The 12,749-nt window shown below is 40.1% G+C and carries 11 protein-coding genes and 1 pseudogene; 8 read left to right on the forward strand and 4 right to left on the reverse strand.

The features are described 5' to 3' along the window. Positions 1–98: 98 nt before the first annotated feature. From BIZ38_RS03355 to BIZ38_RS03370, 4 genes and pseudogenes are all read right to left on the reverse strand, one after another. Positions 99–440, reverse strand: a pseudogene (locus BIZ38_RS03355) (transposase); the annotation flags it as partial. 213 nt (positions 441–653) lie between these two features. Beyond that, positions 654–2,369 carry an AMP-binding protein gene (locus BIZ38_RS03360; RefSeq protein WP_187489556.1) on the reverse strand — a complete coding sequence of 572 codons (1,716 nt, stop codon included), beginning with the start codon at positions 2,367–2,369 and terminating at the stop codon, positions 654–656. A 235-nt stretch (positions 2,370–2,604) separates the two neighbouring features. After that, complete coding sequence (locus BIZ38_RS03365; protein ID WP_054561405.1) at positions 2,605–3,057, reverse strand: DUF3010 family protein; 453 nt, start codon at positions 3,055–3,057, stop codon at positions 2,605–2,607. A 64-nt stretch (positions 3,058–3,121) separates the two neighbouring features. After that, the gene (locus BIZ38_RS03370; RefSeq protein ID WP_166340043.1) at positions 3,122–4,135 is read right to left on the reverse strand and encodes an endonuclease/exonuclease/phosphatase family protein; all 1,014 of its coding nucleotides are present in this window, start codon (positions 4,133–4,135) and stop codon (positions 3,122–3,124) included. Between the two features lie 249 nt (positions 4,136–4,384). Here BIZ38_RS03370 and thrS point away from each other — a divergent pair, with 249 nt between their 5' ends. The 8 genes from thrS (at position 4,385) to BIZ38_RS03410 (ending at position 12,644) form a co-directional block, all read left to right on the forward strand. Beyond that, positions 4,385–6,295 (forward strand): threonine--tRNA ligase, encoded by a 1,911-nt coding sequence (gene thrS / locus BIZ38_RS03375; RefSeq protein WP_054554889.1) that lies wholly within the window; start codon positions 4,385–4,387, stop codon positions 6,293–6,295. 57 nt (positions 6,296–6,352) lie between these two features. Then, positions 6,353–6,916, forward strand: a complete 564-nt coding sequence (infC, locus tag BIZ38_RS03380; protein WP_082389338.1) for a translation initiation factor IF-3 — start codon at positions 6,353–6,355, stop codon at positions 6,914–6,916. Positions 6,917–7,124: 208 nt separating this feature from the next. Continuing rightward, the gene (rpmI, locus tag BIZ38_RS03385) at positions 7,125–7,325 is read left to right on the forward strand and encodes a 50S ribosomal protein L35 (RefSeq protein ID WP_054554888.1); all 201 of its coding nucleotides are present in this window, start codon (positions 7,125–7,127) and stop codon (positions 7,323–7,325) included. Between the two features lie 15 nt (positions 7,326–7,340). Further along, complete coding sequence (gene rplT / locus BIZ38_RS03390) at positions 7,341–7,700, forward strand: 50S ribosomal protein L20 (protein ID WP_036968189.1); 360 nt, start codon at positions 7,341–7,343, stop codon at positions 7,698–7,700. Between the two features lie 199 nt (positions 7,701–7,899). Beyond that, the gene (locus tag BIZ38_RS03395) at positions 7,900–9,696 is read left to right on the forward strand and encodes a M14 family metallopeptidase (RefSeq protein WP_187489557.1); all 1,797 of its coding nucleotides are present in this window, start codon (positions 7,900–7,902) and stop codon (positions 9,694–9,696) included. Between the two features lies 1 nt (position 9,697). After that, on the forward strand, positions 9,698–10,339 hold the full coding sequence (locus tag BIZ38_RS03400; protein ID WP_187489558.1) for an MBL fold metallo-hydrolase: 642 nt from the start codon (positions 9,698–9,700) through the stop codon (positions 10,337–10,339). Between the two features lie 146 nt (positions 10,340–10,485). Further along, the gene (locus BIZ38_RS03405) at positions 10,486–10,944 is read left to right on the forward strand and encodes an Lrp/AsnC family transcriptional regulator (protein WP_036968198.1); all 459 of its coding nucleotides are present in this window, start codon (positions 10,486–10,488) and stop codon (positions 10,942–10,944) included. Positions 10,945–11,087: 143 nt separating this feature from the next. Next, complete coding sequence (locus BIZ38_RS03410; protein ID WP_054554885.1) at positions 11,088–12,644, forward strand: SulP family inorganic anion transporter; 1,557 nt, start codon at positions 11,088–11,090, stop codon at positions 12,642–12,644. Positions 12,645–12,749 lie beyond the last annotated feature (105 nt).

The raw sequence follows: 12,749 nt of genomic DNA on the forward strand, positions 1-12,749 counted from the left end.
AGAGGTGCAAGAGCAGGCGCAGTTAACACTGTAGTAAACAACGCCCCCTTCTAGGGGGCTAATGCAAAGCCACCTTCTTTAGAAGGTGGATCTTTTACTAGCAATTCGCCATTTAAGAATCGTTGGCAAAGGAATGTACTTTTAAATAACTTATGCCATCTAATCAGAATCGCTTTATTATTCAAACGCTTTGCTTTTGCTATATCAATATGAAGTACTAGATGAGTATGGTTACTCATAACAGCGTAAGCACAAACATCAATACAAAATATACGACCAAGTTGAAGTAGTTTGTTTTCAACCCAATCGCGTCTGTGTTCATATGAACGACCAGTTAGTGGGTCTTGCCCGCACAAATAAGCGCGACGAACGCAGCGTGAAATGCAGTGATAATAAGGCGTGTTTGAAACGCTAATTAAGTTTCTACGTGGGGTTGCCATGCTCTTCTCCTCCATGAGTTGAACACTATAAGCTTAGCTGTAATTCCAAAAATTGAGAAATATTAAGTTGGATGTCTACATAAATTTAGTCTTTATATATGAAGCTCGGTTAACTCTTCAAATTTAAAATGGGTGTCTAAATATATATATAAATAAAAAAGCTCAGCGGTGCTGAGCTTGCTTGAAATTAGGGGGTACTTTGCAAGTGAATGATTACGAAAATGCCTTTTCGCTTAGGAGTTCCTGCATTTGTTCGCGCATTTTAAATTTTTGAAGCTTGCCTGTTACTGTCATTGGGTATTCTTCAACAAAGCGGATGTGCTTTGGTACTTTGAAATAGGCAAGTTTATCTTTTAAAAAATCACGAATGGCATTTTCATCAAGTACCGCATCATCTTTTGGTTTGATCCAGGCGCACACTTCTTCGCCGTATTTTTCATCGCTAATACCAAATATGGCTGCATCTTGAATACCTGGATAGGTGTAAAGTACTTCTTCTATTTCTCTTGGATAAATGTTTTCTCCACCGCGAATGATCATGTCTTTTATCCGGCCAACGATAGCAACAAAGCCATCTTCGTCCATCACACCTAAGTCACCAGAATGTAACCAGCCGTCTTGATCAATTGTTGCTTTCGTTTTTTCTTCATCATTCCAATAGCAGCGCATAATTCCAGCACCACGGCTACATACTTCTCCAGGTAAGCCAACTTGTTGAACATCACCCAGCTCGTCGATGATTTTCACTTCAGTATGGGCTAATGCACGGCCTACTGTGGTAACTTGTTTTTCGAGAGGCGAGTCGGTTTCGGTTACGTTATTTATCGGGCTACATTCAGTTTGGCCATAACCAATTACAACTTCTTTCATATGCATTAATGAGTGAACTTTACGCATAACTTGCTCAGGGCAGGTTGAGCCGGCCATTACGCCTGTTCGGAGGCTAGATAAGTCATAATTTGCAAAATCTTTAAGCTCTAACTCGGCGATAAACATCGTTGGAACACCATGTAGGCCAGTACAGCGCTCTTTTTCTACAACTTCAAGGGTTGTTTTGGGGTCAAAAGAATCCCCCGGAAAAACAGCCGTAGCGCCTTTACTGATACACACTAAATTACCAAGCACCATGCCAAAACAATGATATAAAGGTACCGGAATACAGAGTTTATCTTCATGTGTCAGCTTCATCGCTTGGGCCATCAAAAATCCGTTATTGAGGATGTTTTTATGGGATAAGGTCGCTCCTTTTGGATTACCCGTAGTACCAGAAGTAAATTGAATATTGATATCTTGGTCACAGCTTAAAGTAGCAGCTATTGCATCAAGCTCTAGCTTATGGGCATCTGTTGCGCGCTGCATGATATCGCTAAAGCTAAACATGCCAGTAGCAGGCTCATCACCAATACGAATAATATTTTTTAGGTGTGGCAGGGCGTTTAAATTTAATTCACCTGCTTGTGAATCTTTAAGCTCCGGTGCGAGCTCATTCAGCATGTTTATATAATTACTGGCTTTAAATTCACTTGCTGTGATAAGTGTTGAACACTCAACACTATTGAGTGCGTATTTTAATTCGCTTGGTCGATATGCAGGGTTAATGCACACCATGATTGCACCAATTTTTGCTGTGGCAAATTGAGTTAAGCACCATTCAATATTGTTAGGAGACCAAATACCAACCCGGTCGCCAGGTTTTACGCCAAGTGATAATAATCCCATTGCTAACTGGTTAATCTGTTGCTGGTATTGCCTATAGGTTAAACGGATCTGTTGATGATGAACCACAATCGCGGGGTGATCAGGGTAATTGTCGACAATATTATCAAGGTACTGTCCAATAGTTTTTTCAATTAAAGGAATATCTGTACGGCCTTGATAATAGCTTTGAGTAAGTGGAAGCGCATTACAGTGTGTGTTCTTTGTCTGCATTGTATTCTCCGTGTCCGGTTAATTTGTTGTCATGGACTTGATGCAAAATAATTGAAACAATCATTTAGGATGATTTCAAAACATGCGTACTTGATTAACTAAACATAGATTGTCGACAAAGAAAAGCTTTATAAGACTAATGTACAGAGTGTAATTTTAATAAAGCAGAATAAAGGATGGTTTTTGAGGTATAAAAAAACGTGCCGTAGCACGTTTTATTAAGAATAAGCAGCAATTAAGCTTTTGGCTCATCTTGCTTATAAGTTTTACGCATGATGTACACGTAAGCACTAATGAATGCGTTTTCTTGGAATTTTTTCAGGCCTGTGTCTTCAAAATCAATAGGCACTGGGTTGCGCTTAAGCTGCTCTTTGATTTCAGTTGCCGATAAAACTTGCACATCTAAGCGTTCAATTAACTGAATAGCCGTTTCCATTTTGAAACCTTTCGCACTACCAGCGAATTTACCTTTTGCTTGGCGCTCTTTGATTGCTACAGAGTCAATTTGGTAATCTTCCATTAATTTTTTGAAATCAAATTGGAATTTACGCATTACTTCTGTGTCATTACCATTGCCTAAGGTAAAACGTGTTTGTCTGACATCACGGATATCAAATACGTCATTGTCTTTGGTTAAAATGCACAGTAGTACGTCACTACCTGTAATTTCTACACCACATGTTCTCATGGTCTTTCTCTAAATAACTTAATTTGCGCAATTATAGCAATTAACGTTATGAAAAACAGGTGCTTTAAAAATGAATTTTAATTGCGATAACACCGTGGTCACTTACACTAATATCTTCGGTTAATTTACTTGGCGAAATATGCTTATCATAACTTTCGTAGTCGAGCACTTTAACTTTCGAAGCTTGGCAATCGGGATTAAAATGCGCTGAAGCAAGAATATAATCTAATACATTCCCTTTTCCTTGGTAATAATGGCTAAAGGGTTTGTTTTTATTATCATAATATGAGCGGCTAAACTCATAGCTGTCGGTCAGACCAACAACAAGTTCGTTCTGTTCTATACAAGGTTCACAGCGAGTGGGGTGAAAGCCTTGAGTCATAAACGATAAAGTTGGGCTGGTAAGTACATCATTAAAGTCCCCCATAACAAGTGTTGCACATTGCATTTCTCGCTGCGTTTTCAGTGCATCATAATAGACAATAGACGCTTCTAATGAGCGGGAGATTTGCGACTGCATGGTACCCACCGTTTGATGTAGTAACTGCAGGAGCGGATCTTCAAGGTTATGAATATTAAGAATGTGCGCCATTGATTGCACACGCTGTGACTTAAAATGAACAACATAAAAACAGACTTCACCAAAATCAGGTAAATCAATGATACATTTAATCGGTGTGCGATTAAATTTGAACTCATTTTGATTGTTTAAGTACTCAAGTAATTCAGGGCATGGCGTCAGTGCATCGGCTGATTTAAACGGGTATTTACTCGCAATTGCAACTACAGGGTTGAATAACACTTGCGGATAGAGCGCATCATGGGACGGGCTATCGACCGTTTTAAAATAATCATAACCCGCTTCTTTACACTGCACTTCTAATGCGTGTTGACTAAACACTTCTTGAAATGCCACCACATCAGGGGTTGACTCACTTAAGAAATTAGCAACAAACAATTGTTTTTGCAGCCATTGTGTATTGTTATAGCGTTCATGTAATTGGTAAAACGAGTAGGGTGGCGCGGTATAATTTAATAAGTTAAATGTAGCAAACTTGAAAGAACGCGTGTTTGGCATTTTCATCACCCTAAAAGTACTGACTCATTAAGTATGAAATGAGTTAACTAATTGTCAATTTACTCTTCTAACTACTTGTATTTGAGCACGTGAGCAGCGACAATAGTCGCTTGTATTTGCGAAGACTCAGTAAATACAAGCATAAATAGCAATGCTTATTCGTAAAAGCGTTGCAGAGTTACTAAAAATTAATTTAAAAATATTACATGTGATGCATTGTAGGCATCACCACTGTATTAAGGATTTATAATGCCAGTTATTACCCTCCCTGACGGCAGTCAGCGTAGTTTTGAAAACCCAGTAAGCACATTTGACGTAGCGAGCGATATCGGTCCAGGTCTTGCCAAGGCAACTATTGCAGGCCGTGTTAATGGTACTCGTGTTGATGCATGTGACTTAATCACCGAAGATGCGCGTTTAGAAATTATCACAGCAAAAGATGATGATGGTTTAGAGATTATCCGTCACTCATGTGCGCACCTTATTGGTCATGCAGTTAAGCAGCTTTTCCCTGAAGCAAAAATGGCAATCGGTCCGACCATCGATAACGGTTTTTATTACGATATCGACATGGAACACTCTTTAAGCCAAGATGATTTAGATGCTATCGAAAAGCGCATGCTTGAGCTTGCTAAAACAAACTACGACGTTGTTAAAAAGACCGTAAGCTGGCAAGAAGCACGCGATACTTTTGAAGCGCGTGGTGAAACATACAAAATGGAAATTCTAGACGAGAACATCGCGAAAGATGATCGTCCAGGCTTATACCATCACGAAGAATACATCGACATGTGTCGTGGTCCACACGTTCCAAACATGAAGTTCTGTCAACATTTCAAAATCATGAAAGTGGCAGGTGCTTATTGGCGCGGTGATTCTGAAAACAAGATGCTGCAACGTATCTACGGCACTGCATGGGCAGATAAAAAGCAACTTAAAGCGTATTTAAAACGTTTAGAAGAAGCTGAAAAACGTGATCACCGTCGTATTGGTAAAGCGCTTGATTTATGGCACTGGCAAGAAGAAGCACCAGGCATGGTGTTTTGGCACAATGATGGCTGGAGCATTTACCGTGAACTAGAAGACTTCGTTCGTGAAAAACTACGTGAGTACGATTACGAAGAAGTTAAAGGCCCATTAATGATGGACCGTGGTTTATGGGAAAAATCAGGTCACTGGGACAAATACGCAGATGCGATGTTCACAACTGAATCTGAAAAGCGTGAATACGCAATCAAACCAATGAACTGTCCGGGTCACGTACAAATCTTTAACCAAGGTTTAAAATCATACCGTGATCTTCCATTACGTATGGCTGAGTTTGGTTGTTGTCACCGTAACGAACCATCAGGTGCATTACACGGCTTAATGCGTGTACGTGGCTTTACTCAAGATGATGCGCATATCTTCTGTACTGAAGAGCAAATCATGGATGAAGTTTCTGCATGTATCAAAATGGTTTACGACACATATGAAACGTTTGGTTTTGAGAAGATCGTTGTAAAACTATCTACTCGTCCAGAAAAACGCATCGGTGAAGATGAAATGTGGGATAAAGCTGAGCTTGCGCTAGCTGATGCATTAAAAGCAAACGACATTGAGTTTGATTACCTACCAGGTGAAGGTGCATTCTACGGTCCTAAGATTGAGTTTACACTTTATGACTGTTTAGACCGTGCATGGCAATGTGGTACTGTACAGCTAGACTTCGCATTACCAGGTCGTTTAGGTGCAACTTATGTTGCTGAAAATAACGAACGTCGTACACCTGTTATGATCCACCGCGCGATTTTAGGTTCAATTGAGCGTTTCATCGGTATTTTAACTGAAGAATACGCTGGTTTGTTCCCAACGTGGCTTGCTCCTAAGCAAGTTGTGATCATGAACATCACGGACAAACAAGCAGATTATGTGCAAGAAATTGTACAAAAATTAAATAAACTTGGAATTAGAGCCGCTGCTGACTTGAGAAATGAGAAGATTGGCTTTAAAATCCGTGAACATACGTTAAAACGTATTCCATATTTACTTGTTGTTGGCGATAAAGAAGTTGAACAACAAGAAGTGGCAGTACGCACTCGCACAGGTGAAGACCTAGGCAAATTTAGTGTTGATGATTTCATTGCAAAAGTAAGCGAAGAAATTAAAAATCGACAATAAATCATGAGCGTGTAGGGCAAAACAAACAGCCAACTACACGCTTTTTATTTTATATTCTTGGAGGATCGTACCATTAGAGGCGGCAAGAAAGGGCAACAAACAGCTCAAAAAAATCGTATCAACGAAGATATTACAGCTAAAGAAGTTCGTTTAATTGGCATCGACGGCGAGCAAGCTGGCATCGTGTCATTAAAAGAGGCGCAAGCTATCGCTGATGATGCGGGTGTAGATCTTGTAGAAATCAGTCCTAATGCTGAGCCACCTGTTTGTAAGGTTATGGACTACGGTAAGTTCATCTTTGAAAAAAGCAAAGAACTAAAAGAACAAAAGAAAAAGCAAAAGCAAATCCAGGTTAAAGAAATCAAATTCCGTCCAGGTACGGATGAAGGTGACTACCAGGTTAAGCTACGCAACTTACGCAAGTTCTTAGAAGCGGGTGATAAAGCTAAAATCACTATCCGTTTCCGTGGTCGTGAAATGGCTCACCAAGAAATTGGTATCGAATTATTAAACCGTGTTAAAGCCGATTTAGAAGATGTTTCACAAGTTGAATCATTCCCAAATCGTGTTGAAGGTCGCCAGATGGTTATGATGATGGCACCTATTGCTAAAAAGCAATAAACAGGGTATATTACGCACCGATTTTATTTCAGGTCTGCAAGTAACAGTTTACTGTTCACCTGAAATAACCGGTTATAAGTAAGGTTGCACTGCTTTTGTAGTGAGCCTTCACCGGATTATGGCAGTAAGTTAGGCCTTAAAAGTAGAGCTATTTTTATATCTCTCGCCTGCTTGCTAATTTTTAAGCAATACATTTGGAGTTATTGCAATGGCTTACAAGCTAAAAACTCACAGAGGCGCGGCTAAGCGTTTCAAGAAAACTGCTTCTGGCGGTTTCAAGCGTAAACAAGCGCATCTTCGTCACATTCTGACTAAGAAAACTTCTAAGCGTAAATTACACTTACGTCCTAAGATGATGGTTCATAAGAATGACCATGGTCTAGTTTCACGTATGTTACCATTCGCTTAATAGGAGTCTTCAGAAATGGCAAGAGTTAAACGCGGTGTTATCGCACGTGCACGTCACAAAAAAGTTTTAAAGCAAGCTAAAGGTTACTACGGAGCACGTTCACGTGTTTACCGCGTAGCTTTCCAGGCAGTTACTAAAGCGGGTCAATACGCTTACCGTGACCGTCGTGCTAAGAAACGTACTTTCCGTCAACTTTGGATTGCACGTATCAATGCAGCAGCTCGTCAAAACGGTCTTTCATACAGCCGTTTTATCAATGGTCTTAAAAAGACTTCTGTAGAAATCGATCGTAAGATCCTTGCAGATATCGCTGTTTATGACCAAGTTGCATTCGCAGCGCTTGTTGCAAAAGCAAAAGAAGGCCTAGCGGCTTAATTTCGCTTTTCATAAAGTTTAAAAAGGAGCCTAGTGCTCCTTTTTTTGATCTTAATTAATATTCATAACTAACAACGATTTTGCATAGCGTATGTCGTTTGCTCCATTTTTTTGTTGAATCACCGCAGTTTACGCAATCCATTCAGATTAGTTGTTATAATTTCCCCAATATAGAATAAGTACCGCACTTGAGAGTGATATGTTTGCGAGTTTAGTGTTTTTATCTGCTGCAGTAACTTTAGACAGCCACTTACCCCCACTGTTGCCATGGCAAGGCGATAGTGTGTCTTTAATGCAAGAAAAAGGACCTTTAACCACAGATTTTGAATTAAGCGAAGGCACTTTTTCGCCTGATTATGCAGACACTATGGCGTTCGTAGATCGCCTTGTTGCAGCAAATCCTACCCAATTCAAAGTTACGACAATTGCAACAAGCAGTGCGGGTCGTGCGGTTAAAATGTTAGTAGCAAATGAGCAAGGTATGTTTGATGCCAAACAACTTGTTGCTGATACAAAGCCAACCATCTTTATTCAAGCAGGCATTCACAGTGGTGAAATTGATGGCAAAGACGCCATGTTTATGTTGCTACGCGATATTGCAACAGGTAAACGCCGCGATATTCTGAGCAAAGTCAATATTCTGTTTATTCCTATTTTAAACGTTGATGGTCACGAGCGTAGTAGCCAATACAACCGTATTAATCAGCGTGGCCCTGTAGAAATGGGTTTTAGAACAAACGGTCTAAATTTAAATTTAAATCGTGATTACACTAAGCTTGATACACCCGAAGTACGAGGTGTGATGCAGGTTATTAATCAATTTAAGCCAGATTTATACGTGGATGTCCATGTAACCGATGGCGCTGATTATCAGTATGACGTGACCTACGGCTATAATCCGGTTTTTTCGAGTGAATCACCGAGTGTCTCACAAGCGCTGGATAATCTATTTAAACCTGTTATTGATGCCAAACTCGAAAAAGCAGGGCATATTCCTGGTCCACTTGTGTTTGTAATGGACAAGCGGGAATTTAAAAAAGGGTTAGCGGGTTGGGTGGCAACACCACGTTTTTCAAATGGCTGGGGTGATTTACGTTCATTACCGACTATCTTAGTTGAGAACCACTCTTTAAAACCTTATAAGCAGCGCGTATTAGGTACTTATGTATTTATTGATGGTGCCATTGATGCTTTAGCTGCAAACGATAAAGCCCTTAATGAAGCAGTTCAAAAAGAGCTCGATTTCAAACCTACGCAATTAGTTGTTGAACGTGGTTATGCAAAAGAGCCAGATACCATCGAATTTAAAGGGATCGCCTATTCAAGAACTGAAAGCGCATTGTCTGGGCAACCTGAAGTTAAATATTTAGGTGAAGCTAAAAACTATGACGCTTTGCCTATTTTTTGGCAAAAAGAAGTTAAAAAGACTGTTAACGTACCTGCTGCGTTTTATATTCCGCCGGCGTACAGCCAATTGGTAAGTAAGCTTAAATTACACGGCGTAGAGGTAACGACGTTGAATGGTTCTGTTTCTGAGCCATTAACGCAAGCAAGCGTTGCTGATTACTCATTTGCAAAAGCACCTTTTGAAGGACGTTTTCGTGTAGAGGCGACATTTGATTACAATACCGTAGAAAATGTCGATATGACCAGCTGGTACAAAGTCTCAACTGAGCAGCCATACTCAGAACTGGCTACACACTTACTACACCCAGAAGCACCAGATTCATTCTTTGCTTGGGGCGAGTTTAATACTCTTTTTCAGCGCACTGAATACGTTGAGAATTACGCTTTAATGCCGTACGCACGTCAAATGCTAAAAGAAAAACCTGCATTGGCTTTAGAGTTCGATAAAAAAATTCGTGAAGATAAAAACTTTGCTAAAGATGCTGATGCGCGCTTGCATTGGCTTTATGAGCGTACACCGTTTTATGATCAACGCTATTTAAAATACCCAATTTTAATGGCGTTTGAGCAGTTACAAAAAGGACAATAACATGAAAGTGAAAGCTGTTCCTGTTACTGGCTTTGCGCAAAATTGCCGCATTATTATTTGTGAGCAAACGAATAAAGCGGCCTTGGTTGACCCTGGTGGCGATGCAGACAAACTTCAAGCAGAACTTGCTGCTTTAAGTTGCCAATTGGAGGCAATTTATTTAACACATGGCCACTTAGACCATGTGGGCGCTGCAAAGCAACTCGCAGAGCATTTTAGCGTTGATATCATTGGCCCACATTTAGATGATAAATTTTGGTTTGATGCCTTGCCAATGCAAGCGCAAATGTTTGGTTTTGCACCAATTACACCATTTTATCCAACGAAGTGGCTAAATCATGGCGATACAATCACAGTGGGTGAACTTGAGTTATCTGTACGCCATTGCCCAGGGCATACGCCTGGTCATGTTGTTTTTTACCACCAAGGTTCAGAACAGGTGATAGTGGGTGACGTGATTTTCCAAGGCTCTGTTGGTCGTACTGATTTTCCAAAAGGGGATAGTGCGCAATTAATCGAATCAATTAAGTCTGAGATTTTATCATTCTCTGATGAAGTTGCTATTTTGCCAGGCCACGGTCCGAATACCACCGTAGGGCATGAGCGAAAAACAAATCCATTTATTAGTGGGCGTTTTGGTTGATATTTACTCGCAATAATGGCTAATTTTTTAATTAAGTGGATTGGTATAAAGTTGCAATTTTTTTGCACAAACAGTAGAAAATAGGCAGACTGATATTTAAATCAGTTATATAATTTAACCAGTATTTTTACAGAAAAAGAAATAAAATGTCTCTGAACCAAGTAGATCGCCAAATTTTGGCATTATTACAGCAGGATGCTAGCTTATCTACGGCAGAAATTGCCGATAAAGTTGGTTTATCTCAATCTCCATGTTGGCGTCGTATTGCTAAGCTTGAGCAAGATGGTTATATCAAAGGTAAAGTTGCTTTGCTTGACGAGAAAAAGCTTGGCTTTGATATGTTGGTTTATGCCCATGTTCGTCTATCTAACCACGGTAGAACGAACCTAGCTGAGTTTGAACGTTTAATTATGAGCTATGATGAAGTAACCGAGTGTTACAGTATGGCTGGTACGATGGACTTTATGCTTCGTATTATTTCAAAAGGTATTGAAGGTTATGAGCAGTTTGTTCGTGATAATCTACTAAACCTTGAGTTTGTTCAAGAAGTTCACTCAAACGTGACCATGACATGCGTTAAGCGTAGTACGTCTTTACCTCTTTAATCTTTTTCTACTACGTTTTATTTTTCGAAAACGGTTAGTGCTTTTAGGTACTAGCCGTTTTGTTGTTAATAATTGTTAACTTTTGCGGATTTTGCTAGAATTCTGCGCCTTGCCGAAATGCATTCACTATAAAGAGGATCTTAATGTTTAACTTACTCAGCAAAGCGCCAAGCTCTGCTAAAAACGATATTCTATCAGGCCTGACCGTTGCGTTGGCATTGGTACCAGAAGCGGTTGCGTTTGCTTTTGTTGCTAATGTTGAGCCTTTGGTTGGTTTATATGCCGCATTTATTGTTGGCTTAATTACGGCTATTTTTGGTGGTCGTCCAGGTATGATTTCTGGTGCTACCGGCGCACTAGCCGTTGTAATGGTAAGTTTAGTTTTAGATCATGGTGTAGAGTATCTATTTGCAACCGTCTTGCTAATGGGGATACTGCAAGTACTCGCAGGTATCTTCAAGCTTGGCAAGTTTATTCGTATGGTTCCGCACCCAGTAATGCTGGGCTTTGTAAATGGTCTTGCGATTGTTATTTTCTTGGCGCAACTGGGTCAATTTAAAGTACCAGACGGTATGGGTGGCCAACAGTGGATGGAAGGGCAAGCACTTTATATTATGCTTGGCTTAGTAGCGTTAACTATGGCTATTATTCATTTCTTACCTAAGCTAACTACTGCTGTACCTTCATCGTTAGCTGCCATTGTAACGGTAACAGCGATTGTGATTGGCTTTGATTTAGAAGCGCGCACTGTACTAGATTTCTTAAAAGGAATGACAGGTAATGAGCAGGCAACGATCGCCGGTGGCTTGCCGGAGTTTCATATTCCTATGGTGCCATTTAATCTTGAAACATTAAAAATTATCTTCCCTTACGCTTTAGTTTTAGCGGCGATTGGTTTAATTGAATCGTTATTAACACTGACCTTAATTGACGAAATTACTGAAACCCGTGGTCACAGTAACAAAGAGTGTATTGGTCAAGGCGCTGCAAACATTACCTGTGGTTTCTTCGGTGCAATGGGTGGTTGTGCGATGATTGGTCAATCTATGATCAATATTAACTCGGGCGGTCGTTCACGTTTATCTGGTATTAGTGCCGCAATCATACTGCTAGCATTCATCATTTTTGCAGCCAGTCTCATTGAAATGATCCCACTAGCTGCCTTAGTTGGTGTTATGTTCATGGTTGTTCTTGGTACCTTCGAGTGGGCAAGCTTCAAAATGATGAAACGTGTACCTAAGTCTGATGCTTTTGTTATCGTGCTTGTTTCTGGCGTAACCGTAGTAACAGATCTTGCGATCGCGGTATGTGTGGGTGTGATTGTTTCTGCTTTAGTTTTTGCTTGGCAGCATGCGAAACACATTTACACAAGCAATTATATCGATGAGCAAGGCTCTAAAGTGTACGAGCTTCATGGTCCTTTATTCTTTGGTTCGGTTAAGAACTTTGCCGAGTTATTTGATGTTAAAAATGACCCAGAAGACGTGATCATTGAATTCAAACATAGCCGTGTTGCTGATCACAGTGCGATTGAAGCGATTGACAGTCTTGCAGAAAAATACGCAAAAGTCGGTAAGAAACTGCATTTGCGTCATTTAAGCCCTGATTGTATTCAACTATTACACAATGCGCGTGATTTAGTTGAAGTGAATGTGATTGAAGATCCAAATTATAAAGTGGCTTCAGATAAACTAGCTTAAAAATAAAGCAGATAAAAAGCGAAGGCTGTTGTGGCCTTCGCTTTTTTAATGTCTGAAGAATGCGGTAAGGCTATAAAAAATTAAGATAGGCGGCAGTGCTTTGTT

Origin of the sequence: Pseudoalteromonas sp. BZK2 (assembly GCF_014349195.1) — a bacterium.
Taxonomy (GTDB): domain Bacteria; phylum Pseudomonadota; class Gammaproteobacteria; order Enterobacterales; family Alteromonadaceae; genus Pseudoalteromonas; species Pseudoalteromonas simplex.

Excerpts from the sequence above, each read along its gene's own strand:
- BIZ38_RS03370 (WP_166340043.1), bottom strand. The coding sequence starts at position 4,135 with ATGCCAAACACGCGTTCTTTCAAGTTTGCTACATTTAACTTATTAAAT.
- BIZ38_RS03410 (WP_054554885.1), top strand. The coding sequence starts at position 11,088 with ATGTTTAACTTACTCAGCAAAGCGCCAAGCTCTGCTAAAAACGATATT.
- BIZ38_RS03400 (WP_187489558.1), top strand. The coding sequence starts at position 9,698 with ATGAAAGTGAAAGCTGTTCCTGTTACTGGCTTTGCGCAAAATTGCCGC.
- BIZ38_RS03365 (WP_054561405.1), bottom strand. The coding sequence starts at position 3,057 with ATGAGAACATGTGGTGTAGAAATTACAGGTAGTGACGTACTACTGTGC.
- rplT (WP_036968189.1), top strand. The coding sequence starts at position 7,341 with ATGGCAAGAGTTAAACGCGGTGTTATCGCACGTGCACGTCACAAAAAA.
- rpmI (WP_054554888.1), top strand. The coding sequence starts at position 7,125 with ATGGCTTACAAGCTAAAAACTCACAGAGGCGCGGCTAAGCGTTTCAAG.
- BIZ38_RS03395 (WP_187489557.1), top strand. The coding sequence starts at position 7,900 with ATGTTTGCGAGTTTAGTGTTTTTATCTGCTGCAGTAACTTTAGACAGC.
- BIZ38_RS03405 (WP_036968198.1), top strand. The coding sequence starts at position 10,486 with ATGTCTCTGAACCAAGTAGATCGCCAAATTTTGGCATTATTACAGCAG.
- thrS (WP_054554889.1), top strand. The coding sequence starts at position 4,385 with ATGCCAGTTATTACCCTCCCTGACGGCAGTCAGCGTAGTTTTGAAAAC.
- BIZ38_RS03360 (WP_187489556.1), bottom strand. The coding sequence starts at position 2,369 with ATGCAGACAAAGAACACACACTGTAATGCGCTTCCACTTACTCAAAGC.